The organism is Fischerella thermalis PCC 7521, from assembly GCF_000317225.1.
GTDB lineage: Bacteria > Cyanobacteriota > Cyanobacteriia > Cyanobacteriales > Nostocaceae > Fischerella > Fischerella thermalis.
This window is the reverse complement of sequence record NZ_AJLL01000028.1, coordinates 12,596-39,066: the sequence shown is the minus strand read 5'-3', so window position 1 is coordinate 39,066 and position 26,471 is coordinate 12,596. Positions and strand designations below refer to the sequence as shown.

At 40.7% G+C, this 26,471-nt stretch carries 21 protein-coding genes, 1 tRNA gene and 1 pseudogene; 7 read left to right on the top strand and 16 right to left on the bottom strand.

The window, feature by feature from the left end; translation table 11 throughout:
* Positions 1 to 102 precede the first annotated feature (102 nt).
* Positions 103 to 444, bottom strand: coding sequence for a cytochrome c6 PetJ (petJ, locus tag UYK_RS0106370; protein ID WP_009458666.1), 342 nt, complete (start codon positions 442 to 444; stop codon positions 103 to 105).
* A 135-nt stretch (positions 445 to 579) separates the two neighbouring features.
* Here petJ and UYK_RS0106365 point away from each other — a divergent pair, with 135 nt between their 5' ends.
* On the top strand, positions 580 to 1,368 hold the full coding sequence (locus UYK_RS0106365) for a hypothetical protein (RefSeq protein WP_009458664.1): 789 nt from the start codon (positions 580 to 582) through the stop codon (positions 1,366 to 1,368).
* 368 nt (positions 1,369 to 1,736) lie between these two features.
* On the opposite strand, the gene UYK_RS0106360 is transcribed toward UYK_RS0106365, so the two are convergent.
* Positions 1,737 to 1,919 carry a YqaE/Pmp3 family membrane protein gene (locus tag UYK_RS0106360; RefSeq protein ID WP_009458661.1) on the bottom strand — a complete coding sequence of 61 codons (183 nt, stop codon included), beginning with the start codon at positions 1,917 to 1,919 and terminating at the stop codon, positions 1,737 to 1,739.
* Between the two features lie 156 nt (positions 1,920 to 2,075).
* The gene (locus UYK_RS0106355; RefSeq protein ID WP_009458659.1) at positions 2,076 to 2,477 is read right to left on the bottom strand and encodes a phage holin family protein; all 402 of its coding nucleotides are present in this window, start codon (positions 2,475 to 2,477) and stop codon (positions 2,076 to 2,078) included.
* A 255-nt stretch (positions 2,478 to 2,732) separates the two neighbouring features.
* Here UYK_RS0106355 and UYK_RS0106350 point away from each other — a divergent pair, with 255 nt between their 5' ends.
* Positions 2,733 to 3,311 (top strand): TetR/AcrR family transcriptional regulator, encoded by a 579-nt coding sequence (locus UYK_RS0106350; protein WP_009458657.1) that lies wholly within the window; start codon positions 2,733 to 2,735, stop codon positions 3,309 to 3,311.
* Between the two features lie 43 nt (positions 3,312 to 3,354).
* Here UYK_RS0106350 and UYK_RS27520 read toward each other — a convergent pair whose 3' ends face one another.
* Positions 3,355 to 3,477 carry a hypothetical protein gene (locus tag UYK_RS27520; RefSeq protein WP_268741949.1) on the bottom strand — a complete coding sequence of 41 codons (123 nt, stop codon included), beginning with the start codon at positions 3,475 to 3,477 and terminating at the stop codon, positions 3,355 to 3,357.
* A gap of 8 nt (positions 3,478 to 3,485) precedes the next feature.
* Positions 3,486 to 3,533, bottom strand: a pseudogene (locus UYK_RS27145) (hypothetical protein); the annotation flags it as partial.
* Positions 3,534 to 4,025: 492 nt separating this feature from the next.
* On the opposite strand from UYK_RS27145, the gene UYK_RS0106345 reads away from it, so the two are divergent.
* A complete protein-coding gene (locus tag UYK_RS0106345; RefSeq protein ID WP_009458642.1) occupies positions 4,026 to 5,747 on the top strand; it encodes a diflavin flavoprotein in 1,722 nt (573 codons plus the stop codon).
* Between the two features lie 212 nt (positions 5,748 to 5,959).
* Complete coding sequence (locus UYK_RS0106340) at positions 5,960 to 7,675, top strand: diflavin flavoprotein (RefSeq protein WP_009458641.1); 1,716 nt, start codon at positions 5,960 to 5,962, stop codon at positions 7,673 to 7,675.
* A 296-nt stretch (positions 7,676 to 7,971) separates the two neighbouring features.
* Here the strand turns inward: UYK_RS0106340 and UYK_RS0106335 are convergent, their stop codons facing one another.
* From UYK_RS0106335 to UYK_RS0106310, 6 genes are all read right to left on the bottom strand, one after another.
* On the bottom strand, positions 7,972 to 8,583 hold the full coding sequence (locus UYK_RS0106335) for a hypothetical protein (RefSeq protein ID WP_009458640.1): 612 nt from the start codon (positions 8,581 to 8,583) through the stop codon (positions 7,972 to 7,974).
* Between the two features lie 325 nt (positions 8,584 to 8,908).
* The gene (locus UYK_RS0106330) at positions 8,909 to 9,493 is read right to left on the bottom strand and encodes a thylakoid membrane photosystem I accumulation factor (RefSeq protein WP_009458637.1); all 585 of its coding nucleotides are present in this window, start codon (positions 9,491 to 9,493) and stop codon (positions 8,909 to 8,911) included.
* Between the two features lie 310 nt (positions 9,494 to 9,803).
* Entirely contained in the window at positions 9,804 to 12,992 is a 3,189-nt protein-coding gene (locus UYK_RS0106325; protein ID WP_016871111.1) for an AAA-like domain-containing protein, read from the bottom strand.
* Positions 12,993 to 13,459: 467 nt separating this feature from the next.
* Positions 13,460 to 15,823, bottom strand: coding sequence for a single-stranded-DNA-specific exonuclease RecJ (locus UYK_RS0106320; RefSeq protein ID WP_009458635.1), 2,364 nt, complete (start codon positions 15,821 to 15,823; stop codon positions 13,460 to 13,462).
* Positions 15,824 to 15,987: 164 nt separating this feature from the next.
* Complete coding sequence (locus UYK_RS0106315) at positions 15,988 to 16,620, bottom strand: GNAT family N-acetyltransferase (RefSeq protein ID WP_009458634.1); 633 nt, start codon at positions 16,618 to 16,620, stop codon at positions 15,988 to 15,990.
* A gap of 101 nt (positions 16,621 to 16,721) precedes the next feature.
* Entirely contained in the window at positions 16,722 to 17,552 is an 831-nt protein-coding gene (locus UYK_RS0106310; RefSeq protein ID WP_009458633.1) for a PD-(D/E)XK nuclease family protein, read from the bottom strand.
* A gap of 158 nt (positions 17,553 to 17,710) precedes the next feature.
* On the opposite strand from UYK_RS0106310, the gene UYK_RS0106305 reads away from it, so the two are divergent.
* Both UYK_RS0106305 and UYK_RS0106300 read left to right on the top strand, forming a co-directional pair.
* Complete coding sequence (locus tag UYK_RS0106305) at positions 17,711 to 18,478, top strand: N-acetylmuramoyl-L-alanine amidase (protein WP_009458631.1); 768 nt, start codon at positions 17,711 to 17,713, stop codon at positions 18,476 to 18,478.
* A gap of 207 nt (positions 18,479 to 18,685) precedes the next feature.
* A complete protein-coding gene (locus UYK_RS0106300) occupies positions 18,686 to 18,919 on the top strand; it encodes a peptidoglycan-binding domain-containing protein (protein ID WP_009458629.1) in 234 nt (77 codons plus the stop codon).
* A 310-nt stretch (positions 18,920 to 19,229) separates the two neighbouring features.
* Here the strand turns inward: UYK_RS0106300 and UYK_RS0106295 are convergent, their stop codons facing one another.
* The 4 genes from UYK_RS0106295 to UYK_RS0106280 form a co-directional block, all read right to left on the bottom strand.
* Positions 19,230 to 19,469 carry a hypothetical protein gene (locus UYK_RS0106295; RefSeq protein WP_009458627.1) on the bottom strand — a complete coding sequence of 80 codons (240 nt, stop codon included), beginning with the start codon at positions 19,467 to 19,469 and terminating at the stop codon, positions 19,230 to 19,232.
* Between the two features lie 94 nt (positions 19,470 to 19,563).
* Complete coding sequence (locus tag UYK_RS0106290; RefSeq protein WP_016871109.1) at positions 19,564 to 19,812, bottom strand: hypothetical protein; 249 nt, start codon at positions 19,810 to 19,812, stop codon at positions 19,564 to 19,566.
* Positions 19,813 to 19,990: 178 nt separating this feature from the next.
* Positions 19,991 to 20,386 carry a hypothetical protein gene (locus UYK_RS0106285; protein ID WP_016871108.1) on the bottom strand — a complete coding sequence of 132 codons (396 nt, stop codon included), beginning with the start codon at positions 20,384 to 20,386 and terminating at the stop codon, positions 19,991 to 19,993.
* 334 nt (positions 20,387 to 20,720) lie between these two features.
* Positions 20,721 to 21,470 carry a cupin domain-containing protein gene (locus UYK_RS0106280; protein WP_235182306.1) on the bottom strand — a complete coding sequence of 250 codons (750 nt, stop codon included), beginning with the start codon at positions 21,468 to 21,470 and terminating at the stop codon, positions 20,721 to 20,723.
* 314 nt (positions 21,471 to 21,784) lie between these two features.
* Between UYK_RS0106280 and UYK_RS0106275 the strand changes: the two genes are divergently transcribed.
* Entirely contained in the window at positions 21,785 to 26,254 is a 4,470-nt protein-coding gene (locus tag UYK_RS0106275; protein ID WP_016871105.1) for a WD40 domain-containing protein, read from the top strand.
* Positions 26,255 to 26,267: 13 nt separating this feature from the next.
* Here the strand turns inward: UYK_RS0106275 and UYK_RS0106270 are convergent.
* Positions 26,268 to 26,341 (bottom strand) — tRNA-Pro (locus UYK_RS0106270).
* Positions 26,342 to 26,471: the final 130 nt, after the last annotated feature.

Sequence of the window (26,471 nt, the reverse complement as noted above, 5' to 3'; positions counted from 1 at the left end):
AGATCAATAGATATTGTTGGTGAATTCGTGAGGGGTTTTATTCACGCAGGAGGTTTAATTTTGAGGCTTCCTGCGAGGAATTATCGGTCATCTTAACTCTTTTTAACGCCAGCCTTTTTCAGCCTGCTGTAAAACATAGGCGGCTACATCTTGTATTTCTTGCTCACTTAAACGGTCTTTGTAGGCTGACATATTATTTTTGCCATTGGCAACTATGAAAGCGATCGCTTCTGTTGAATCCATACTATATTTTTTTAGTGCCTTGAGCTTTAAGTTTTTACCTCGCCGGACAATATTACTACCATTGAGATGACAACCAGCGCAATGAACATCAAAGATTTTTGCGCCATTAGTTGTATCTGCGGCTAAGGCTGGTTGATTAAAGCTAATTATCAATAGTGTAAATATCAACAGTGTCAATTTTAGAGCTGTTTTCTCACACATATAATACTACTTTGGTTGGTGATTTTCTATCCTTAGGAAGTACTGCTTTAAAATATCTTACGCCACAATCATAGTGTGACATAGTCAGCCTACAAAATTCTATCCAAATTAGTTAAATCTCCAATTATCTAGAAAATGCCTAACAATATCAAAGAACAAATTAGAACAGACCTCCAACAAGCCAAAGAAACCGGGCAGTTGAGAGCAGAGCGAATTCGTGAAATTGTCAAAGCGGCTGTCTCTCAAGTAGTTTCTGAATTCCAAGAAGGATCTACTGAGCTGCGTTCTATAGTTAGAGATGCGGTTTCAGTTGTAGTTGAAAATTTACAAACAAAAGGCAGCGAGTTCAAAGAAAATGTGACAGCTTCAATTGAAGGAGCGCTAGAGGCTGTAAATACTAAAAGACATGAGTCGATTGCTAAAACTCAAGCCCAAGTCAAACAACTACAATCTCAATTAGATGAGGAAGAAAATAAAATACAGCAAGAAGTTGATGGCATTTTAGCAGAGATACAAGATAGTAATAATGTCAATTCCCCAGAGACTAAAACTGCTATTGACTCTGCTATAGATGCGATCAAAAACAGTGATGAATTAGCTTTGTTGAGAAGAAGATATGCTCAACTGCAAGCACAGTTAGCTATTGTCAAAGCTAATTTAGCCGCACGCTATGGTGGACGTTCTGAAGAAGTAAAAAGCTACCTAGATGATGCAAAAAACTGGTTCCAGCAAGCTCGTCCCCAAGCAGAAGAAGCAGTTACTCAAGTGCAACAAAAACATGCTCAGTTAGAAGCAAAGATTGGCGAAGCAGGTACTTCACTAGCTAAAAAAGAGCGTCAAATCAGACTAATACTCAGAGATTTATTGTTATCTGCTGCTGATTGGTTAAAAGAAAAAGAACCAGCTGATAAAGTCGGTAAATAACAATTATAATTCGCCAGACCAGACGTAGCATTGCTACGTCTGGTCAATGATTTGGCATCGAACTACAAAAATGTATGCACATATAATTCATGACCAAATTCAGCAACGCCCATCCTATTTTTTGTGTGACAAGATATGGCAATTTTATATGATTTATGAGAACTGCAAATTCCAGATCTCCGACTTCTTAAAGAAATCGGGGATCTTGTCTCTCACAAAAAAAGCAGCGACTTTTTAGAAAACTCAGGAATATTGTTTTTTAGTAATACTAAAAATGAAGTTTTCGAGAATATAAAATAAAGCCCACCTCGGCGGGCTTTATTTATGTAGCATGGCTTGGTCAGTAAATTAGAAAGTTGGTGTCAAAACTAGGATACGGTGTTTAACCTTTCTTCGTATTTCGCGATCGCCCATACACCGTGAATAGCACCCGGAAGCCAACCGAGAAGAGTGAGGAGAATATTGATAACTAAAGTTGTACTTACTCCATATGTCAAGAAAATGCCAAGGGGAGGTAAAAAGAATCCAAGGAGATAACGAAGTAATTTCATGGTGATTCGACTGCTGTTAGTTATTTGTTTATTTTTGTTGACAATCTTCCGAAATTAACCGAATTTATGAACTCCTTATCAGGAATTAATTTAATTCGATTTTTTGTTTTTGACAGACGCGATCGCCTTCACATCTGTCCTAGTTGATGTTAAGAATTAGCTGGAAGGCAACTCAGCTTTGGACTTTGCTTCTTGGCTGCTTGTGAGAGCCAAATTTCTCTCAGCAAAGTATCTGTTAATGAAGGTGCTACCTAAAGACAAAACAACAGGACCGAGAATAAAAGCTATCGGTCCATGTACAGAGAAACCAGGGACTAAAAATGCTGCAATAGAGAAACAGATACCGTTTACGATGAGTGAAAATGCTCCTAAAGATAAGAAGTTTAGTGGTAAAGATAAGAAAGATAGAACTGGTTTAACAGATCCATTAACTAAACCAATAGCAACCGCAGCAATTAAAGCTGCTGGAAAGTTAGCAATATTCACACCAGGAACAACTAAATCAACGATTAGTAAGCTTAAAGCTGTAACTAGGGCTGCTAACAAGTTTCCTGTCATTGTTTTCACCTAAAAATCAGAAATAGAGGTTTTTATGTTCTTTTACCATTTTCAGCTATGTATTAGTTATTAACCTCTCTAACAGGGTAGATTTTGCTTATGCCATTAGGCTGGTATCACACGACAGAATTTATGAAGTTAAAGGTTCAGAGTGGGTAATTAATTAACTTTTTCCAATAGAATAACCAGCTATTTCTTAAGATTATCTTAATATTTTTTATTGACATTTTCTCTATCTACTAGTAGGATTGAGACGTGAACTCAACAGACACTAGAACTCAAATTCTCGACACTGCTCAAGACCTCATCCAACGGGTGGGAGTCAACGCCATGAGTTATCAGGATATCAGCGAAGCAGTTGGTATCCGCAAAGCTAGTATTCACTATCACTTTCCCAGCAAGGATGATTTAGTGGCTGCACTGCTGGATCGATACAATGACTACTTTCTACGCTTGGTGGATGGGATCATCGCTCAGTCCGATTCTGCCGAAGTCAAACTTCGTCGCTATTGCAGCTTGTTTGAGGCAACTCTCTGTAGTGGCAATGGGGATAAAGCCTGTCTCTACGGCATGGTTGGGGCAGAACTGGCAACCCTGAAGCATACCCTAGTTGAACGAGTGACAGCATTTTACCGTAATAATGAAGCACGACTAGTACAGATTCTCAACCAAGGCAAAGAATCTGGAGAATTCAGCTTTGTTGGAGATATTCAGGCAATGGCAACACTAATCTTTTCGCTGTTGGAGGGAGGATTCCTAGTTGCCCGCGCTCATGGCGGTGCAAGCCAGTATCGAGCAATCGTTGAGCAATTGATTCAATTGGTCAAAGGGTAGTTCTTTTTTTGTTCATTGTATCTGTCAACTAGTAGGTAACAGGTTATCTTGGGTTCATGCGATCGCTTAAGTCATCAACAAGACACTTTGGATACAAAAGAATATAGTCTTGCAGCAATTGCAGCAAGTCTTTGGCGTACTCTGCAACATACTTAAATTGCCACAAATAAAGTTGACCGGATTGTTGATTTCGTGGGCAACTCCGGCGATAAGTTGTCCCATATTTTTAGCGTGATTTTCTAGTAGGCGAGCAGTGGGTAGAGTGGGGAGTGCAATGGTAAAAAAATCACAAGCTGTAAATTAAAGTTGCAGTTCAAAGCACTTATCCCTAAACGCTACGCAAACGCAGTTGCTCATGGAGGGAACCCGCTGCGTAAAAGTGGCTGGATCACCATCAACAACCAATATTTTCACTTTAGATACAACGGTTGCCAAATTTATGCTTTTCGTTACAAAATTTGGAGCAGCGATATTATTTTGCTTACTTTGTTTCTAGGAAAAATTTATAAAAATTCGCTAATTCTCTGCTATAATCCACACAAAAAAATAAAGAATTAACTACAGTTTTTTAGTATTTAACTATGCCAAAAAACAGACACTTTGGCTACCAATTGACTTTTTGAAAAAAGGGAATTTTGAACAACTTTACAAAAATAATTATGAGCAAAATAAAGTCAGAAAAGCAGACTGATGATTTGTGCTCGGAGACGACTAATGGTAGCTCTCACAGAGAACGCTCAAAATAAACGACTTACTATACAAACCGTCGAAATCGCTCCTAACACAACGGCGATTCGTTCGCTTGATTGGGATCGCGATCGCTTTGATATCGAATTTGGTCTCCAAAACGGTACAACTTACAATTCATATCTAATTAAGGGTGATCGCATCGCCTTGGTGGATACTTCTCACACGAAGTTTCGCCACCTGTATTTAGAGACTCTTAAGAAACTGGTTAACCCGAAAGCAATTGATTACATCATTGTCAGCCATACAGAGCCAGACCATAGTGGCTTGGTTGAAGACGTTCTCCAATTAGCACCCAGAGCCACGGTCTTAGCGTCGAAAGTTGCACTCCAGTTTCTAGAAAATTTAGTTCACGACCCCTTTTCCAAGCGGATTGTCAAGAGTGGCGATCGCGTAGACTTAGGTCAGGGACACGAAATAGAATTCGTGAGTGCGCCTAACCTGCATTGGCCGGACACGATCTTCAGCTACGATCGCAAAACTCAAATTCTGTTCACTTGTGACGCCTTTGGGATGCACTATTGCAGCGATGACACCTTTGATGTCAACCTAGAGGCAATTGAACCGGACTTTAGATTTTATTATGATTGCTTGATGGGGCCAAATGCTCGTTCGTTGCTGAATGCAATGAAAAAAATGAACGAACTAGGTAACATCAAAATTATTGCCAACGGTCATGGCCCCCTACTCTACCACCATCTAGGTATACTTAGGGAGTGCTACCAAGGTTGGAGCCAAAGACAAGCCAAGACAGAGACGATTGTTGGGATGTTTTATGTCTCTGATTATGGTTATAGCGATCGCATTGCTCAAGCGATTTCTCAAGGCGTCCAAAAAACTGGCGTTGGCGTCGAAATCATGGATTTGACAACCGCAGAGATCCAAGAAATCCAAGAATTAGCAGGTCGCTCCTCTGGGATTATAGTTGGAATGCCACCAACTGCCAACGCTGCGGCACAAGCTGCAATTAGTGCGCTTTTGGGCGTAGTCAAAGATAAACAAGTCATTGGATTTTTTGAATGTTATGGCGGTGATGATGAACCCATCGATCCCTTACGTAGAAGATTCGTTGACCTTGGCGTTAAAGAAGCCTTCCCAGCAATTCGTATTAAAGAAACTCCTTCCCCAGTCACATACCAACTGTGTGAAGAAGCAGGTACTGACTTGGGACAAATGCTAGTCCGCGAACGCAACATCAAGCAAATTAAATCCATCGACATTAATTTAGAAAAAGCACTAGGTCGGATTAGCAGCGGACTCTACATTATTACCGCCAACAAGAACGGTGTTCAAGGTGCGATGCTTGCTTCTTGGGTAGCGCAAGCTAGTTTACAACCTTTAGGATTTACAGTTTCTGTCGCCAAAGACCGAGCAATTGACTCCCTATTGCAAGTTGGCGATAAGTTTGTCCTCAACGTCCTGGAAGAAGGAAACTATCAGGAACTGAAAAAGCACTTCCTCAAACGCCTGCTTCCTGGTGCAGACAGATTTGCGGGAGTGAGAACCCAAACAGCTAAAAACGGTTCTCCAATTCTCACAGACGCTCTGGCTTACATGGAATGCGAAGTCAAGAGCAGCATGGAATGCAGCGACCACTGGCTATTGTACTGCACCGTTACTGACGGTCGAGTTTCCAAACCCGACGGACTAACAGCAGTTCGCCATCGTAAGGTAGGCAATTATTACTAAGGGTGTGAGGGGTATGAGGGGTGTGAGAGGTATGAGAAGTATGAGGGGTATGAGAGATACAAGGATAAAAATTTCTGTTACTCCTCACACTCCCCCACTCCTCACACTCCCCCACTCCTCACACTCCTCACACTCTCCCCACTCCCCCCACTCCTCACACTCTCCCCACTCCCCTATCTCCAAAAAAATCCCCTCCCCTCACGTAAATACCTATGACTAATTCCAATCCTCGTGACGTGCAGGTTTTACCAATTGCGACGAATACAACTGTGCTGCGCGCGCGCAGTTGGACACGCCTGCGGTTTGAAATTGAATATGCATTAGCTAGAGGTACAACCTCTAACTCTTACGTAATTAGTGGTGATAAAGTTGCAGTTATCGATCCACCACCAGAAACTTTCAGCTTAATTTATTTAGATGCACTCAGACAGTGTTTGAATGATTGGGAACGGTTGGATTATGTGATTATTGGTCACTTTAATCCTAACCGCGTCGCCACGCTCAAAGCACTTTTAGATTTAGTTCCCAAACTCACTTTTGTTTGTTCCCTTCCCTGTGCTGCTAATTTACGAGCAACTTTCCCCAATCGCGAACTGAAAATTATTACAATGCGGGGGAAAGAAACTCTTGATTTGGGTAAGGGTCATGTTTTGAGATTCTTTCCTATCCCTAGTCCACGTTGGCCAACAGGACTTTGTACCTACGACGAGCAAACCCAAATTCTCTACTCAAATAAGCTATTTGGAGCGCATCTTTGTGGTGATGAAGTCTTTGATGAAGACTGGGATCTACTCAAAGAAGACCAGCGCTACTATTTTGACTGTTTGATGGCTCCCCATGCAACTCAGGTGCAAGCTGCTCTAGAAAAATTATCAGAATTGCAAGTGAGAATGTATGCTACTGTTCACGGGCCATTGATTCGCTACGGCTTGTTGGAACTAGCCAAAGCTTACGAAATTTGGAGCAAATCACAAACTGAGCGTGAAATTAGTGTTGCTTTGCTTTACGCCTCAGCTTATGGTAACACTGCCACTCTAGCCCAAGCCTTTGCCTTGGGACTAACTAAAGGTGGAGTTGCGGTCGAATCGATTAATTGCGAATTTGCTCAACCTGATGAAATTCGCGCTGCGATCGAAAAGTGTGATGGCTTTATTATAGGTTCTCCAACTATTGGTGGGAATGCACCTACACCCATTCATACAGCTTTGGGTATTGTTCTCGCCGTTGGTGACAACAGCAAACTGGCTGGTGTTTTTGGTTCCTACGGTTGGAGTGGTGAAGCCTTTGATTTGATTGAAGGTAAACTCAAAGATGCTGGTTACAAGTTTGGGTTTGAAACCTTAAAAGCAAGGTTTAAACCTACAGATGTCACCCTCAAAGAATGTGAAGAAATAGCGACAGATTTTGCTCAAGCCTTAAGAAGAGCGAAAAAACCACGTTTTACTCAAGCTGCTGCTACGCCTATGGAACAGGCTGTCGGTCGCATCGTTGGTTCTGTTTGTGTTGTCACAGCCAAGCAAGGTGAAGTTTCTACGGGAATGTTGGGAACTTGGGTATCACAAGCAACTTTTAATCCACCGGGAATTACTGTGGCGATCGCTAAAGAAAGAGCCGTTGAATCTATCCTACATACAGGTGGTAAATTTGTCTTAAATATCTTGGGTGAAGAAAATTACCAAGATTATATGAAACACTTCCGCAAAAACTTTGCCCCAGGAGAAGATAGATTTAAGGACTTTTCCACAGCAGTTGCAGATAACGGTTGTGCAATCATCACCGACTCAATAGCTTATCTGGAATGTTCAGTTAATAAACGCATGGAGTGCGGCGACCATTGGGTAGTATATGCTGTTGTTGACAATGGTAAGTTATTGCAGCCCGATAGCATGACAGCTGTTCATCATCGCAAAGCTGGCAATCATTATTAATTTAGTTGTTAGTTGGTGGTTGGTAGTTGTTGGAATCATCAACTACTCATTTAATTTTGTGGAGACGCGAAGTTTCGCGTCTCTACTTTATGTATTAAAGTCTTAGTGTTTCAAAAAGAGATTTTTTTTCACCACCAAGGCACAAAGACACTAAGCTTAGTACGGTTACTGTGAATGGCGACTAGGGGGGTTCACGGGTGTACGGCGATCAAAATTCCCTTCGGTATGGCTACCTCCTGCCCTCTGCCTTTTTTGATAAAGTGTCTCAGGGTGAACTAGTCAATGGCACGGATAAATTAACCAATTGGATAATTACCAGGGATGACTGCATGAATAAATTCACTACCTGAGGTAGGAAAACCTCGTTTATAACATGCTTCTTGTGGTTGACCCCATCCCAACTGCAAAATTATTTCTAAAAAGTTAGATTTTTCAAAACAACATATATTTGCCCATTCTGTTCTTTGGGCAATTCTATCAACGTCAGCTTTAATTATTGGTTGATATTGCTTACTGTTATTAACACTCAAATATAAATCCATTTCTGAGGTGACTTCATTCCAAAATTCCAAGATGGAACTTTTTGCTGCTTTTAAAATATCTAAGTCACTAGGTAAAGCTATTAATTGCGAATCTACTTCAGGATAACTAATGGTTTTGCCTTTAACAGTTAATTCACGCCAAATAATGCCAGAAACAAGATATTCTTTTTGATATTCATGGATAGCTGCTTTAAAATCTTGATAGGCGGTGAACTTTTGCAGCCCATCAGTTCTGATAAATTGATCAATCACAGGATTGCCAGAGACATTTACCTCTAATTTGAGGCGATCGCCCTTCAAGCAAGCTTGGCGTTCGGCTGCCAAAATATTGATTAGCTCCTCTGTAGTATAAACCTTTGACACCATAAAGCACTTCATTAGTCATTGGTCAAGAGTCAATATTAATAAGGCAGGAGGCAGAGAGCAGAAGAAGTCCCCATAAATAAAGTAAAGTAACTTCACCTCCGTCACTCTCCGCGAGATCGGAGAGGGGCGGCGTATTCGGTGTGAGGTTTTTCATGTTTGATGGTGAAATTTTTTCATTGGGACTATCCTCTGCTTTTCTTCAGTTATTGGTTATTCTCCATTTATTTTCTATGCTTATTTGGATATTTTCTCTGATACTTTTTGAATATGCAGTAGCAAGTTGTACTAAAAATGTGGGGCAGACGAATTTAGTCTGCCCCAAGTTTTATTCTGTCAACTCACTGTTTAACTCATTGAAGGAGCGGCGTTTTAATTCTAATGATTGGGAACGTGGTAATAAATCAAACACTTCCCGCAGTCGATCATCTACTTCTTCATACGGTACTTGACCTGTCTTATTTAATACTACTTTGCCAGACTGATCAAACAGGGCAATCTGTGGAACAGCACCAGAGTAATAATAACCTGGCTCTGTAGAATTATAGGTTTGGGTGGGTAAAATCGTATCTACATTAACGGGAATTATCTCTGTAGCTGCACCATAAAATTCTTGCAAACGCGAGACAACAATTGCATACTCTTTGCAATCACTACTGTCATCAACATAGAAAACCAATAATGCTGGTTTATGTTCCTTCAAGGCAGTTGCTAGTGTAGCTCTGGGTGGAACCAGTGAACCATTGCCAGCATAAACTACAAAAATGTTGCCATCATATCTGTCATCTTTCAAACCTGCAAAAGCTGGTGACATACTTAGGGAGAACAGGCACACAAGCAGCAAAAAAACGGACAAAAAACGCCGCCAGTTAAGAGAAAAAATTGGTAAAAATTGCAACTTTATGCCTTTCATCAAAAGGAACCTTTTAACCTCTATTTTTTGTCAGTGGATGCTGAATTCAGCACATAATATTATGACGCTTGCTACCAATTTTTAAGATAACGCTTCTTGTGCTGGGATTAACGCGATCGCCTATTTTTCATCTCTAGTAGCTCACCACATTAATTTTGATAGCTTGGCCAAATCCCCGACTTTTTTTTAAAACTCAGGGATCTAACCCCTCACACTCCTCACACTCCCCCCACCCCCTTCCTAAATTTTGAATTTTGAATTGTTTTCTCCCCATCTCCCCATCTCCCCACTTCCCCACTTCCCTACACCCCTACTCGCTTTGCAACTTCAGCAACTCCTCCGGTGTGAACGGATTCTTACCAGCCTTTAAATCTTTCACCCAACTTTGCCGTTTTGCTTTCGCCTGGGGATCATCAATCCATTCGATGTATGCTTCAAAATCTTCAATTGCGCCTTTGGTATCACCAGTTAATGCCCTTGCCAAACCGCGACTATCACGGATATTGCCATCATCGGGTATAAGGGACACAGCTTTTTCACAGGCAAATATTACATCTTTAGCGTAACCACGTAAACCACCTTCCCAACACAAACTATTCCAAGAATTAGCCAAGGTTTGTTTAGATGGCTGTAATTTCTCAATCTCTGTGTATGTTGCCATAGCTTTTGTGAAATCACCCTGCTTTAAATACTCTTGTGCTTTGGGAATTAAACTTTGTTTATTAATGAAACCTTCTGCTGCAAGTTGTTTGGCAACGAATTCAGTGTTATCTTGTACACCTTCAGTATATGGATCAAGATCGATTTTAGGGTCGAGTTTCTGTGCTTGTTTCAAGCTTTTAAAAGTACCAGAAAAATCACCCAGAATTGCCTGTTCGATTCCTTGAGTCACAAATGCTGGGGCTGCTTTGACTTCGGGATTTATGTCTAACTTAGAATCCCACTTTTTAGCTTTTTGAAACTTAGCAACAGCTTCTTCATATTTACCCTCTGTTGCTAACTTCTCACCTTGGACAACTAAAGTAGGGGCTGCTGCTAAAAACAGAGATTGATTTTGACAAATTTTGAGTTTTTCCAAAGAATCTGGATGAGAAATTAAATATTGTTGTAAATGACTGCAACCCCTTGCTAGGACATCATCTAGATTTAAACGCCAAAGTTTGATTGTTTTGTCAGCACTTCCAGAAGCGAGGACTTTACCATCATTGCTAAATGCAAGGCTGGTGACAAAAGAAGTATGTCCTGTGAAAGTGCGAATTTCTTTGCCAGTGGCGACGTTCCAAAGTTTGATGGTATTGTCATTGCTACCGGAAGCTACAACTTTGCCATCTGGACTAAACACTACACTTTTGACAATATTGCTATGTCCAGTGAGAGTTTGAATAACTTTTCCACTAGCGATATCCCAGAGTTTGATTGTTTTGTCAGAACTACCAGCAGCAAGTAGTTTGCCATCTGGGCTAAAGGTAATGTTTGTCACCGAACTGCCATAGGTGAGGGTTTTGATGACTTTACCAGTGGCAATATCCCAAAGTTTGATGGTTTTATCATAACCGCCAGAAGCAATGATTTTGCCATCGGGGCTAAACACCATGGTTTTTTCACTTTCATTGCCACTCAGAGTTTTGATAACTTGACCTGTAGTGAGATCCCAAAGTTTGATTGTATTGTCACTGCTAAGAACAATTGTTTTGCCATCTGGGCTAAATGCAAAACTGGTACTGGTAATAGCGCTAGAATCTCCAAAGGAATTTTTCTGTTGAATCTGCGCCAAAATATCTTGAATGCTGAGGATGGGACTAAAAGCAGGATAATCAACAAGAGATTGCTTTTGATTCACCAAACTTTTGAGGCTTTGTCCGGCTTCCATCGCCATTAATAAACCATCAATTTGGTTCCATTTAAATCTTTCTATAGCGTTGTTACCAAGTCTTTCAGCCTCGATCGCAGTAAAAGCCCTTTGTCTAGCTTGTTCTGTTGCTACCGCTACCACCACAGCCCCTAGCAGCGACAATCCTAAAATACCAGCCCCAATGTAAGTTTGTCGCCGGGCTTTGTGTCGCGCTGACTCTAAAATTTGCTTTGCCTGTTTTTCTGCTTCTAAGGCGGTTTGCATTTTGCGCTTATCTAATTCTTGGCTAGCAGCCAAATATTGATAATCTAAATCGCTTAAGCTTTTGCCAATCGCCCAGGCTTGGGCATCCTGTAATGCTTGTCCACGCAACAGCCAAGATTCATCTTTATTGCTAGCAACCCATGCTTCTAATGTTTCGGCGTAGGGGCGTAAATCTGCCAACGCCTTTGTCACCCAATTTTGGTTAAAAACAGCCTCGTAAACACGGTTGTATACTTTTAACTTTCCTTCTTGTTCTACTACCAACCCCGTCAGCCGTAACTCCATATTTTCGGGGCGATTATCACACTCTAATTCTCCGTGCTGCAAAATTTTCTGGTATAATCCCAACCATCTACACGCTTTTTGCTCATTCCTGAGAATGCGATCGCGAATCGTCCGCAAATGTTCTGGTTCGTCGTGAAATTCCCAATTTTCAATAATTCGTGATTTGACAACAGCTTCTACCCACTCTTTCGTATAAACTTCTTTCCTAGTAGGAGAGAGAATATCCCCTCCGTCCCTCGTAACAAAGGGGTTAGATCCATTTTCTCCGAACTCCTCAACATAGCCCCTCTCCTTACCAAGGAGAGGGGTTGGGGTGAGGTTAATCAGCAATTGACACAACTTTTGCGTCAAAAACGGCTGTCCACCACTCCAAGCCAAAATCTCACCCATCACAGCCTGAGGATTAGTCACTTTTCCTACCAATCCTTGCGTGAGTGAAGCAACTTCCTCTAACTTAAATCCTTGCAATTCAATCGCCCGCCCTATATTAAAAGGTGTGCGCTTTTTATCTGCGATCAAATCACTAGGAGTCGCCACACCAATTAACACAAACGTCAAACGATTGTACACTGGCTGATCTGCACGCTGGTTGTAACAATTGCGGATCACAGCAAAAAAATCTTCAATCGGAAAACCCAAACTCAGCACACAATCAATTTCATCAACAAAAATCACTATTTGTTGAGATATTTCTACTAGCAAAACTTCTTCAATAAACTTGCTAAATCTTTGCACTGGCGACAGCAAATCATTGTCACTCCACCAGCTTTCTAAATCAAAATTGTCATAGAAATTTAAACTACCGACTAAGCTATCAATTACCCCTGCATACCATTGTTCTGGGGTAATATCCCAAGTCCCAATTGCTGTAATATCAATCGCCGCACAAGCAATCCCTTGTTGTTGCAACCTCTGCATCGTCCTTACCCGCAGACTAGATTTACCCATTTGTCGCGAGTTGAGGACATAACAGAATTCTCCTGCTAACAGTGCTGCATATAAATCCTCATCTGCCTGCCGTGTCACATAGGTGGGAGAATTAGCTGGTAAGCTACCCCCGACTTGGTATTTATAGCTTGGGTAATGCTGTGCGTTCATGGATTCCAGTTAGAATTGCTGAGACTGGACGTATTTAATAGTTATTAGTTATATCAGCTGAGTCACAGTTCCTCCACCATATGCCTGATAGCTTGATAACTGATGTAAATGCGATCGCTTACAAGTAAAAAAGCTAAGATCAAAAGATTAAACATCGTATCTCAAGCAAACAGTTATGCTACCTGTTAACAAAAAAATTGTGACTGATGAAGCTATGCGTCCAGTCGCAGTTTTACTTTAGTTGTGAAATTGTAAGTACTAATCTACTTTAAAAAAACCTCAGTATAGAGGATTATTTTCCTCTTAGTGTCTTGGTGTCTTTGTGGTTCAAAGATAATTTTTTTCATCACCCGATTCTACCTTGAAGCAGCCCTGCGGGCGTCTGCGTGACGGGAACCAGAACCACTGCGTTGGACGGGTTTTCCGGCTTGTAGCACGTGGCGTCCAAGACAGCGATCCCCTCACCACTAACTGATAACTGATGTAAATGCGATCGCTTGAATTGTTGATATAGGTACTTCGGCGAAATACTGGCGCTGAAATTGTTCTTCACGAACAGCAGCCAAAAACTTGTTAACAGCAGTCTCTGCTAGTACAGATTCAGTATTTGGTTGTTGGTTGATTTGCAGATAACGATCTTGTCTTTGGATTGTAAAACCTAAATATTTTAATGCCCTTAAACCCATGAGTAAACTTTGGTCACCGATGCCAAGTTTTTGCAGAAGCTGAACACGGGTAACTAATTGATTGGTGCGACTAAGATATTTGGCAATTCCTACCAATGTCAACCAAATTTGTTCTGGGGGTTGATGTTCTGTTTTAGACCAGGCGATCGCTAATGGTTGCTGATTGTGAAGCGATCGTCTCAACCATACCCGTAAATCATCCCAACTGGTAGGACATTCTTTAACTAAGAATGGGGGATTGGGGAGAGTAGGGGGAGTAGTGATATTGCGCCAATCTAATATTTGTATGGAGTGTGGAGTCAGTCGTGCAGATTTTTCGCAAGAACGTACGGCAATTAAGCGAATTTCATAACGTTTTTTGAAGGTATTGTAATCTAACTCTACAATGCAATCACAGCGTCCCGGTGGCAATTCATCCTTGTAGTGTCCCCACCACACACCAGGAAAAGGATTTTTGGTAGACTCATCCCGAATATCAAACTCGGCTTTAATATACTGTATCTTATTGCCCCGAGAATCTTGTTGATTGCGATGCCAAGCATTTTCAAACCAACAATTTTGTATCAGTAATTTTGGCACCGGATTACCCATACCACAAGGCTCTAAAAGTTTTAATTCTAAAAATAATTCTTTCCCCAAATCCGCTACTGTCACCACCAAATCCGCTTGTACTGTTGGTGTTAAAGTTGTACCACCCAAAGTTTGCCGTAATTGTTGGTTAATCGCCTCTGTAAATAAAGGAATATTTTCCACTGGTAGACTCAACCCCGCCGCATAAGGATGTCCGCCAAAACGATGTAACAGATGGGCTTGATTTTTGACTAGCTGGTATAGATCAACAGAGTTAACGGAACGAGCAGAGCCACGGGCTAGAAGAGGAGAAATAGTGGGGGAAGTGTGAGGGGTGTGAGGAGTATCTTCTCCTCCTACTCCCCCGACCCCTTCTGTACTTAACAAAATAGTCGGTCGTCCCGTCTCTTGTGCGACTTGTCCTGCTACTAATCCCAAAACGCCAACAGCCCACTGAGGATCGGCTAAAACGATGACGCTGGTGGTTGACAAGTCCATTTGGGTGATCTTGTGGTTGACTTGTTGGGCGACCTCTTTTTGTAGAGACTTGCGGCGAGAGTTGGCTAATTCTGTTGTTTCCGCCAACTGGTGAACACGTGCTTGGTCGCGACTAGTCAGTAATTCTACACAGAAGCTAGCATCACCTTGAATGCGACTGACAGCATTGATACGGGGGCCAAGTCCAAAGGAAATATCCGTGGGGCGATCGCCACTTTTCTGACACAATTCCAACAATCGTCCTACCCCTGGGCGTCGTCGCTGGGCGGGTGGTAGTTTAAAATCTTCTTGCAACCGTTCAATTCCCAATTGTGCTAAATAGCGGCAATCTCCGCTCAACTGCACTAAGTCAGCTATTAACCCTACTGCCACTAAATCCAACAAATATTCTAATGGTTGTTGCGGAATCTCTGGCAAAGTTTGATACAAAGCTTCTACTAACTTGTAAGCAACTGCCACTCCAGAAAGATGAAATAATTGATGATCACTGGACAAATATCGAGGATTAATAATCGCCGTTACAGGTGGACGTTCTGCTGGCAGAGTGTGATGGTCTGTAACAATTACATCAATACCTAGCTGATTAGCATAAGTAATTTCATCAATATTCGTACTACCAGTATCACAAGTTACAATTAAATTAAATCCTTGATTTGCCAGCTTATCTATGCCCTGACAGTTGAGTCCGTGGGATTCTGTTAAGCGATTGGGAATGTAATAAAATAACTGCGAATTTTGGCGAAAAAATTGCCCCAAGCCATCCCATAACACAGCTGTGGAGGTAATACCGTCGGCGTCAAAGTCTCCCCAAATGGCAACTTTGTCACCAAATTTCCATGCCCTTTCTAAGCGTTCTACCGCCAGATGCATTTCCTGCCCAAACTCAAACGGACTTGCAGGTAAGTAATTTTTGGGATTGACAAAAGCCGCTAATTGTGATATAGTGGCTATACCACGTTGCCACAACAGCTGTGCTGCAAACTGTCCGCTAGATGTGGGTGTATACTCCTTGACAGCTTCTAAGAACCACTCAGGCGGTTGTTCTGTTGATGTCAAAATCCACTGCTGGGCATACATATAAAATTTTTCTATAAAGTTCGGCTAATTGCTTACAGTATTAATTATGCTTCGTTGTTGGTCATAGGGCATTGGGCATGGGAAAATCATCAGTATCTTAATAACCCATTACCAATTACCCATTACCTATTACCAGCCTACGCGACAGTATAGATGTTTGATGTTTAAATTACAGAATCTTCTTGGTGTTGAGATTCACTAATGAGACCATTCAGGGCTACTTCATTGACTATCGCTTCAGCTTTACGAGTGCGGATAGGACGCGATCGCTTATAACCCGCCCTTTCGGCTTTTTGTCGTTCGTAATCAATTAGTCTGCCATAATGTTCGTGTTTGCTTAAATTCATTGATAAGAAAATATGTTGGCGGATATTACCAAAACCTTTGCGGCTAAAAAATTTCACTGCTGCTACGTTTTCTGGATCTGTGTCTACCAACATGAACCGCGCCCCATCTTCAATCATGCGGGCGATGACAGTATCAACTAATTTGTCACCTACACGGCGTCGTTGAAATTTTGGGCTGACTCCTAGCCAGAGAATATATCCGTAAGTCCAGGATGCTTTGGTAATGATGGTTCCTAAAATAAATCCTGCAAGTTGTCCATCAATTTCTGCAACTAAACAGTATTCTGGATCGGTGTTATAAAGTCCAATCACCTCCCATTCATCCCAGCAACGATATAAGTAAGGATACAAATCACTGGTAAATAGTTCTTCTCCTAAATGATAGACAGGGGCGATATCGTCAATTTCTAATTCGCGGACATAAACCGCATCAAATTCTTGTGAATGCATAAAATCATATTGTTGTTTTTTGGTTGTTGTTTGATGTTTGGGTGTCGTAACAATCAACTACCAACTACCAACCACTAACTACCAAACACTAACAATTCCTTTTATAGAGATACTTCTTGAATATTAGCGATATTCGTGAGGTTGGTGTCTAATTCTTGGAGAGGAGAGTTTCCTTGTGGTTTCTGGGCAAGATGAGCGTAATTACGATTACACTTCTTGGTAAAGTGACAATATTGGCAAGTTTTACTACCTTCTGAAACCTGCGGAAAATCTTTTTTTTGTTGGTAATCTTCCAGCCAAGTGGTTAGTTTACTTAGTAGTTGTTTGAGTTTTTTGGCAGTCTTTTCGTGTTGGTTATAATCGTAACTAAATTTAATACTTTGTGGTTTACCTTCAGATTGAACAAACCAATATGTCATGGAAATATTTTCTGGCAGATAATCGCTAGTCTCGGCTAATACGTACATATAAAGACGTGTCTGCCAGTTTTGTTCTAATTTGCGTTTATTGGGTAGTTTGGCATAAGTTTTCCAGTCGAAAATTTGTGCTTGTTGATTATCTGCAATTAGTAAATCATAAACGACGGTGAGTAAATAATTTTGGATCTGTAAGGTGCGGAAATGTTCGCTTTCTCGAAAAGTTTGACTATGATTAATAGGTGTTAAAATTTCTGGAGCTGCTTTCGTAAAAGCTGTCATCAAACTTTGCAATCGGTCATCTGTTTGCAAAAAACTATCAATAGGTAAGCCCATTTCTCGCTGTTGCATCAGCAGGTGAAAGAGACTCCCTAAAGTCTGGTGTTCTTCCCGTTTTATTTCGGTGGGAGAATAGAGTTGTTCTAAGTAGGTGTGTTGAAATTGTCGTGGACAACGTTCTAGCAGGTTGAGTTGTCCTTGCGAAAGTCGCAATAGTGGAGTTTGAGTGGATAGCATTCTTTTAGATTAGCCTTGATTGTAAAAAAGCGATCGCTTCACCTCAATTCATAGAATTTGTAACTTTAGATTGATTTTATGTCAAATATGATACAGTGTTGCTATAGTGCTTATTAAGTAGTAAATACTTAAGTAAGCAAAAAGCTGGGAATATAAAAATGAAATTTGGAATTGATATAGGACACAATTGCCCTCCAGATACAGGGGCGGTTGGAGTCGAAAAAGAAGATAAATTAACGAAAGCGGTTGGTACATTTTTGATGCAAAAGTTGGCAGCCGCAGGTCATAGTGTTATTAATTGCACTCCTACAACAGCTGTAACTGTGGGAGAGTCACTCAGAAAACGAGTTGAGAAAGCTAATAGCAACAATGTAGATGTCTTTGTCTCCATACATTTTAATGCATTTAATGGGCAAGCGAATGGCACAGAAGTTTTTGCTATTAGTAATACGTCTAAAGCTATAGCTAGGTCTGTTCTCAACGAAATTGTTAAACTCGGATTTAAAAATAAGGGCGTCAAAAGCACCCCGTTTTTTGTGATTAAAAATACCTCAATGCCGGCTATTTTAGTAGAGTGTTGTTTTTGTGATTCCAAAGCAGACATGGATCGCTTCAATGCTGAAAAAATGGCTGAAGCAATCAAGGATGGTTTAATTGGAGATACAGACACAGATGAACCAAAACCTGCTGAAGGAAAAAAATATCTTTTGAAAGTTACTCAAAAAACAGTATTGAAACCTACTACAGAACAATCATCGGAGATACCAAAAGAAGCTTTGGTAGATATTGAGCCTGGAAAATATCCTATTTTAGATTTCAGATACGAAGAAAAACACTACTGGGTGAAGTGGGTTGATAAAAGTCAGGCTGATCGAGATGAGCATTTTATTTTCGATGCATATGGAAAGGTTGTAGAGGAAGCTTAGTGTGATTTATTTTCCTAATTAATTAGCTATATTTAGGCTATTTCATAACTCAGCCAGGCTGCTGTTGGATAAGTTCTTCATGAACTGAGCCGCTATTTTACTCTACCAGCAATTTAATTTTCTGCGAATGCGTAATTCCGAAAATGAGCGTTGTTTTATTAAGTAACTAGAACTTAATTTTAGTTTTTGACCAGGGGATGAAATATTATGCGTTTGGAAAATTTTTATCAAGCCAGCAAACAAGCTAAAGATAATAAGGGTTCTTTAGATTATGGAATTGAAGCGATCGCTGCTGACAAAGAATTAGCCACTCATATTCAACAGGTATTGATTTGGTTGAATTTTCTTGATCCGCCAGCGGATGGACAGTTTGGGCGCATTTCGAGTGATGCACTTGTGGAATTTCAAGATGAATTTTTAGCTAAATATCCTGCTAAGTAATATCAAGTTCGGCTAATTGCTTACGATATTATGCTTCGCTTTTGGTCATTGGTTTTTCCCCATTACCCTTCGGGTTCGCTACTTTGCCATCTCGGCATAAGCCAAGACGGCAAGTAGTCTCACCAATTACCTATTAACAATTACCAGCCTAGGCGACAGTATAAGTATTCAACAGAACATGATATAAAACAAATTTTTCTTAGTCTGGGAAAAGTTTGCTCTTGGCTGAGTGGAATTCAGCCAAGATAAATATTTAATGTTTTTTAAATTCTAAGCAGCCAAATGTGAAAGGCAAAATCTCAACAAAATGCTATCGCCAAGAATCTAGAATGATAGCGATCGCAAATAAACAGAAAATGAAAACAGCTATACGCATCATCCATTGCCATAAAATGGATGATAGCAGTATCTGAGCGATAGGGACAACGTTAAGCACTGTAGATATAACATAGGCGATCGCAAAGCCAACTAATGCTAATACAAAATACTTGAGTCCCTTAACAGCGAACTTGAATAGCAGATTATAGTCGTCTTGCAGATTAGTTTTCATAGTTTTTCCCCTTACTTAAACTTGCTTAAAAGTCAAATTTAGTCATGAAATGCACCCTTAACTACGGTAAGGGAGAGTAACAAATACAAGAGCCTTACTCAAGTTGACTAGGGTTAGGAGTAGGAATATTTTCCTCAGTCTCCTGAAGAGATTTAGGATTACCAGTAACAATCATTAAAATGACTATTGCAATCATCAACAGCAGCCAGGTAGGAAATTTATTTCCTACTTCTCGCACATCATACGATTCCCGACAGTGGGGACAAAAATAGATATTAGGGTTACGAGGATGTTGCTCAAATCGACAAGGAGGAAAAGGATGGTCTTTATATTTACAGTCCATGAGAAGTGATCTCCTATAGGTTTTCCTTTGAAAAAAAACAAGGGACTAGTCGCGTGGTACTCCACGTAAACTAGTCCCTGGGTTGGTGTTCAACTCTCTTTGGATAGTCAAAATTTATTTATTTTTCAATCCCCACCATCAGTTTCATAACTGCTTGGTATTTCAAAGGACAAAAATCTTAATTGTTAAGGTAGTCTCCAAGACTTCTTCGATAAGAAAACGCTACTTTACACAGAAAATAGCCCTTATGAAATGTGAGGGTTACATCTCCAAAACCAGTAGTTTGAAGAATATTTAGTAAACCTGCTTCTAAACAATCGATCGCAGTGGTTCTGTTCTCCATTAACACCACACCACAAGGTTTTAACAGCAGCTGACGTCTCAAAATATAGGTGTCTAAGTCTGCTTTCTGAAATCGAAAATCTTCATTCGGATGCCCTACGATGGTAACTAAGAACTCCGGGACTTTGCCACTCCTCATCATGTTGCACTCTACAATCAATTTGCGCGGTATTGAACCTTGATATTCACTCGGTAGATATGCTTGAAGAGTCCCGAAAAGTCCTTCTAACATGGGGCTACTTTGTTTCTATTGGTCAAATCAGGCTTTTAACCTGACTTGATATTTAGCTTACACTCGATTTCATGAAAATGCAACATGAAATCACAAGTTTTTTCATGTTTAAATTTGTTGCAAAAGTATACTAAAGTCAGTTATTCTTGAAATTATGGAAAATTGTGAGTATTTTTTAAGGAATGCGAACTAAATAAAATACACAACCTTACCCCCAGTCCCTCTCCGATCTCGCGGAGAGGGGTAGCGTAGGCAGGGTGAGGTAAATATGTAAATTAATTGCATGTTATTTAGTTCATAATTCTAAATAATTTCTCCAGTTCTTCTACGTAATTCAGACAATACTCTTCGTTCTAATTTTGTCAATATCCCTAGCCGATATCCCATTGACATAAGTCCGGTTGATCATCGGATGATCGTCATGAGTTGGTCCGATATCACTATCTGGATGGTATGCAACAATATCCAACCTGCTGTCTCTAGTAAAAAAGCTGTGATGACCTTCGGGTGGAATAATAAATATTTGACCTGGAATCAAAGGAATTTCCACAATTCCTCCGGTTCCATCTTCATTTTCTGGAACTTCACAATGTCCCTCACCCTTTGTAACGACCCCAATCCTGATCGAAGGATGAGTGTGTCGTGTCTGACTAATACCAGGTGGAAAATGTAAATGGTTAAGACAAGGATCGCCTTTTATCGTTGGTGGGATCAACAGAGAATCAGAGCAACCATCCATGTAACGCAACCTACCCTTTTCCTCAATTGGTCCCCCAATCATGAACATCCCACGATAGTTGAGACTAGCAATCGCAATTCCACATCCACCCCGAACAGACACAGCACCAGGAACACTAAAGTACATTCCTTTGGTGAGGGTAAAAGCTAGTTCAAAACCTGCGTGATAGGAAATCACATCAGTTTGACCATCAACGACAAACCCGAAATAGGTCCCTTTTCCGCTTAAATTTAGAGTTTCTCCTGTGTATCCCCAGCCATACAACCGTGTTGGATGCTGTGTTTTTGACAAGTCCCTTAGCATCCCATCATTAGGGGTAATTGAGATGAAATGCTTACTGTCCACAATCTAATCCTTCTGAGAAATTAATTTTCATAAACAAATAATCTTGCTAAAGCATGGGTTTACATGCTTTTGTGTAAAGACAACTTGGTAAAATATTTGTCAACCTGTTTCAGTGACAGTCACTTTGATTGACATGAGTCGAATGATAACAGTAATAGAATTGTTATGATATTGGTACGATCCCAAAAAAAATTAAAAATTTATAAAGATATGTTTAGAAATAACCTAAGTTTATAAGTATATTTACTTAATCGTATATATATGAATCAATTCATGCTTTATCATGATAAGAAATCTTCATCTTCCACAGTCTCATGAATTTTCAAGATGTAATCGAGATTGTAGAGTCAGCAGTATACAAAGCCAAAGGTAGAAAGCTGACTGACCCAGAACTAGCCGTACTGCGCGGTTCTTGGGAGGGTTTGACTTATGAAAAGATGGCAGAAGGCTCACCCTATAAACCCAACTATCTCAAGGGAGATGTCAGTCATAAGTTCTGGAAGTTGCTTTCAGAGGCTCTGGGTGAGGAAGTCAGCAAGAGAAATTTTCGCGCTGCTCTACAAAGAGCATGGTTGAGTCACAATGCAGCCTCACAAGCGCCAATTATGGACAATCTCAACCTTGTGTCTCAAGTATCAGGTGAATCAAACTTATCCGAGTCAAAGATAAAGTCAGAAAGCTTTGAGAGTGATAGCAAAGTAGGTTGGTCGTCTCAAATTTCATATGCAAATTTCGCCTATCAAGGGGAACTAAACCTCTTTCCTCAAAAAACTGACTTTAAACAACCTTCCCATCTTGAGAAGAAAATAAGAAGTTGGTTTGAAGCTTTGGGCTATGAGTTCATACCTGGTGGAACAAGACAAGATGACTTCTTTGACATAATCATCCATATTCCCAAGCGGGGAGGATATGATCGCATTTTGACAAGAGGTGTGGAAGGAGAGATTAACCTGAATCACTTGGATGGTTTATGTCAAGCAGTCTTAGAGTACAAACCCAATGAAGCATGGCTGGTTGCTGATTTGCGGATTAGCCGTGCAGCACGTGAGGCTATTGAGGAGTATAGGGAAAAAAAGGAACTGAAATTTAGTTATGCAGCCAGTAAAGCGATCGCAGAGTATAGAAAACACAGAGAATTAGAACTATTTTGTTATACTTTCGATGAACTCATTGATGAAGGCGTCAATTTTACCCCATATTTTAAATGGTTAGAGGAACAACTGAAGAAGCGAGGTATTAATGACAAAACCTATATTCCTTTAGCCTGTATTAAACAAGAGGGAGTCAACCCAATCACAGGGGAACCAATCGTCAGTCGTTACAATGAAGCAGATGGCTGGATTGATGGCTACATAGATCGCTGGCTGGATGATCCAGATAAGAAACATATATCTATTCTTGGAGAGTTTGGTACAGGCAAAACTTGGTTTGCATTTCACTACGCTGGGACTGCTTTAAAAAGGTATCAGGAAGCCAAGCGCCAGGGTAAAACTAGACCTCGATTACCTCTGTTAATTCCTCTACGGGATTATACCAAAGCACTGAATGTAGAGAATGTTCTAGCTTGGTTCTTCTTCTCCGTACACAATATTCCCCTGACTAATTTGGTCTTCAAACAACTTAATAGTATGGGCAAGCTCCTGCTCATTTTCGATGGTTTTGATGAAATGGCGGGTAAAGTAGATCGCCGCAAGGTGATTGATAATTTTTGGGAGCTAGCTAAAGTCGTAGAAACAGGAGCCAAAGTAATTCTCACTTGTCGCGCAGAACATCTCCCCAAGTTAGAAAAAGGTCGTTCTTTGTTGAATGCAGCTTTATTAAATTCTATTGAAACAGAACAGCCAACTTCGACTAAAAAATTGGGTCCCCAATTTGAAGTATTGGAATTACAGACACTCAGTGACAACCAAATTTGTCAAATCCTTTGCTCCCGGTTGCAACATAAAACTCTTGCAGAAAGAGACGCGATCGTAGAACAGGTCACGAGAAATAATAAACTCTTGGATTTGGCGAGACGCCCTGTGATGATTGACTTGATACTGGATGCACTGCCTAAAATTGAAGTAGGTCAGCCAGTAGATTTGTCTCACATCTATTTATTAGCTGTGCGAGAGAAAATGGCCCGGGACATCAAAGCAGAGCGTACCTTTACTTCTGCTGCTGATAAGCTGTACTTTCTGTGTGAACTGTCTTGGGAAATGTTCGTTACCGATCAAATGCAGCTGAACTATCGCAAGTTCCCAGATCGAATTCGACGATTATTTGGTGCTGTTGTTCAACAGCCAGAAGAAATTGACCATTGGAGCTATGACATGATGGGTCAGTCTATGCTGACTCGAAATGCTGATGGTGACTACGAACTTGCTCATCGCTCCTTTCTAGAATTCTTTATCGCCTACAAACTAGCTGCACAACTGGGAGTATTAGCTCCTGATTTTGTCGATTTAGCAACAGAATCATTACATATAGATAAGAAAGCTCTTCCTCAAGCATATACTTGGTTGTCTTATTTTCAACGTCAAGTCGATGAACAAGGTAAAGTTATACCCATTGCACCACTCAAAGAATTTTCGACTTTATCACTGAACCGTTTATTTGATGCTTTTAAATTCGGAGAACTGACAAACAGACAAAGAGACTTAACAAAAGCAGTTCTCAACTTGCTCGAACACATGCTTGATCGCTCAAAAACTGCTGGCGATCGCTTGTTGAAGATAATAAAGGCCACACGCGGTAAAACAGAAAAAGAAGTAGGTTATGTGGCTGGATATGCTGTAACACTTCTTTTGCAAATTGATCCAGAGGCTCTAGCAGGAGAAGATTTGAGCCATACCGTCATTCAAGGAGCTGATTTAACCCATGCCAACCTACAAAATACCAATTTTACAGGTGCTTACTTAGATGATTCTCTTTTTAAAGAACCCTTTGGTAGCATTTTGTCAGTTGCATTCAGTGGAGAATTTCTGGCGATCGGTTCTTCTAATGGCGAAATTTGCCTGTTTCAAGGTCAAAGACGTTCGATTTGTAAAGGACATAATCACTGGGTTCGCTCGATCGCCTTTAGCCCTGATGGTCAAAAATTTGCTAGTGGCAGCGACGACCAAAGTATCAAGATATGGGATATTAAAACAGGTAAGTTCTTCTGCACGTTAGAAGGACATATTAGTTGTGTACGTTCAGTCACCTTTAGTCATGATGGCAAGCTGCTTGCTAGTGCTAGTGAAGATGGAACGATAAAAATATGGAATGTTGATACAGGTGAGAACTTAAAAACATTGACAGGACATGTTGGTAAGATTTGGTCAGTAGCATTTAGTCCTGTAGGTACAATGCTAGCAAGTGGTGGTGAAGATAAAACCATCAAACTTTGGGATAGTAACACAGGCAATTGCCTCAAAACCCTAACTGGACATGAGAATTGGGTAAGATCAGTAGCTTTTTGCCCCAATGGACAAAGACTTGTCAGTGGTGGTGATGACAACACCGTCAGAATTTGGGATATTCGCACAACAAAATGTTGCGCAAACTTGCTAGGACATGAGAATTGGGTGAGGTCAGTAGCTTTTAGCCCTGATGGACAACGAATTGTTAGTGGTAGTGATGACAACACCGTGAGAATCTGGGATCTTCAAACTAATCAATGCCGCAACATTCTGTACGGACACGATAATCGAGTTTGGTCAGTAGCTTTTAGTTTGGATGGTCAACGAATTGCTAGTGGAAGTGACGACCAAACAGTGAAAACTTGGGATGCTAACACAGGTCTATGTCTGAGTACAGTGAGGGGATACTCTAATTGGATTTTGTCAGTTGCTTTTAGTCCTAATAGTAAGTACCTTGCTAGTGGTAGTGAAGACAAAATTGTTAGGATATGGGATATCCGTAATGGCAAGATTGCCAATACTCTCAGAGGACATACAAGTCGCATTTGGTCAGTAGCATACAGCCCAGATGGTCACTTGCTTGCTAGCGGCAGTGACGATCATACAATCAGAATTTGGGATCTCAGGCACAGTAGGACTAAACAATGTCTCCGAGTTCTTAAAGATCACAATCACTGGGTGAGATCAGTTGCATTTAGTCCAAATGGTCAGCTACTTGCGAGTGGTAGCGATGACAACACCGTTAGAATCTGGGATGTTCATAGGGATACACCTCCAAAAATCTTACGCGGTCATGGAAATTGGGTGCGGACGGTTCTGTTTAGTCCAGATGGGCAGCTACTTGCGAGTGGTAGCGATGACAACACCGTTAGAATCTGGGATGTTCAAACAGGCTGCGAAATTAGGATATTGCAAGGTCATAATAATTTAGTCCGCTCGATCGCCTTTAGTCCGGATAGTCAGATTATCGCCAGTGGTAGTAATGATTGCACTGTGAAGATTTGGGAAATCCAAACAGGTAAGTGCATCGAAACTATAACGGAACATAAAAATTGGGTACATTCGGTAATTTTTAGTCTTGACGGACATACCCTCCTTAGTGGCTCTCAGGATGGAACTATACATCTGTGGAATATTCATGAACATAAGCTGATTAAGTCTTTTGAAGAAGATGCGGATGAAGTCTTATCAATTGCCTTCAGTCCTGATAGGCAGTTAATAGCCAGTGGTATTCATGATGGAATGATTCGCCTGAGAAACATGCATACAGATGAATCGGAATTACCTTTATCCTTAAAGGTTTCTAAACCTTATGAGGGAATGAACATTACTGCTGCGCTTGGCTTGACTGAAGATCAAAGAGCCAATCTTAGGGCTTTAGGAGCTATTGAAATAGGATAAAGTCAAATAATAATCGGGATGACTGGATTCGAACCAGCGGCCCCTTCGTCCCGAACGAAGTGCGCTACCAAGCTGCGCTACATCCCGGCACTATAATGCCAATATAGATAATAAACTATCACAAGCTTGGTTAAATGACAAATAAAGAAAAAAGGTAGGGCATACTTCATACTTCAGCCTTGATCTCAAAGCTTGCTAGCATTAAGTTTGATAACTA

Bases quoted from the DNA above. Each gene is read 5' to 3' on its own strand.
- UYK_RS0106290 (WP_016871109.1), bottom strand. From the start codon at position 19,812: ATGGACTGTAAATATAAAGACCATCCTTTTCCTCCTTGTCGATTTGAG.
- UYK_RS0106335 (WP_009458640.1), bottom strand. From the start codon at position 8,583: ATGGTGTCAAAGGTTTATACTACAGAGGAGCTAATCAATATTTTGGCA.
- UYK_RS0106330 (WP_009458637.1), bottom strand. From the start codon at position 9,493: ATGAAAGGCATAAAGTTGCAATTTTTACCAATTTTTTCTCTTAACTGG.
- UYK_RS0106340 (WP_009458641.1), top strand. From the start codon at position 5,960: ATGACTAATTCCAATCCTCGTGACGTGCAGGTTTTACCAATTGCGACG.
- UYK_RS0106325 (WP_016871111.1), bottom strand. From the start codon at position 12,992: ATGAACGCACAGCATTACCCAAGCTATAAATACCAAGTCGGGGGTAGC.
- UYK_RS0106310 (WP_009458633.1), bottom strand. From the start codon at position 17,552: ATGCTATCCACTCAAACTCCACTATTGCGACTTTCGCAAGGACAACTC.
- UYK_RS0106365 (WP_009458664.1), top strand. From the start codon at position 580: ATGCCTAACAATATCAAAGAACAAATTAGAACAGACCTCCAACAAGCC.
- UYK_RS0106295 (WP_009458627.1), bottom strand. From the start codon at position 19,469: ATGAAAACTAATCTGCAAGACGACTATAATCTGCTATTCAAGTTCGCT.
- petJ (WP_009458666.1), bottom strand. From the start codon at position 444: ATGTGTGAGAAAACAGCTCTAAAATTGACACTGTTGATATTTACACTA.
- UYK_RS0106305 (WP_009458631.1), top strand. From the start codon at position 17,711: ATGAAATTTGGAATTGATATAGGACACAATTGCCCTCCAGATACAGGG.
- UYK_RS0106285 (WP_016871108.1), bottom strand. From the start codon at position 20,386: ATGTTAGAAGGACTTTTCGGGACTCTTCAAGCATATCTACCGAGTGAA.
- UYK_RS0106275 (WP_016871105.1), top strand. From the start codon at position 21,785: ATGAATTTTCAAGATGTAATCGAGATTGTAGAGTCAGCAGTATACAAA.
- UYK_RS0106360 (WP_009458661.1), bottom strand. From the start codon at position 1,919: ATGAAATTACTTCGTTATCTCCTTGGATTCTTTTTACCTCCCCTTGGC.
- UYK_RS0106345 (WP_009458642.1), top strand. From the start codon at position 4,026: ATGGTAGCTCTCACAGAGAACGCTCAAAATAAACGACTTACTATACAA.
- UYK_RS0106355 (WP_009458659.1), bottom strand. From the start codon at position 2,477: ATGACAGGAAACTTGTTAGCAGCCCTAGTTACAGCTTTAAGCTTACTA.
- UYK_RS0106320 (WP_009458635.1), bottom strand. From the start codon at position 15,823: ATGTATGCCCAGCAGTGGATTTTGACATCAACAGAACAACCGCCTGAG.
- UYK_RS0106315 (WP_009458634.1), bottom strand. From the start codon at position 16,620: ATGCATTCACAAGAATTTGATGCGGTTTATGTCCGCGAATTAGAAATT.
- UYK_RS0106300 (WP_009458629.1), top strand. From the start codon at position 18,686: ATGCGTTTGGAAAATTTTTATCAAGCCAGCAAACAAGCTAAAGATAAT.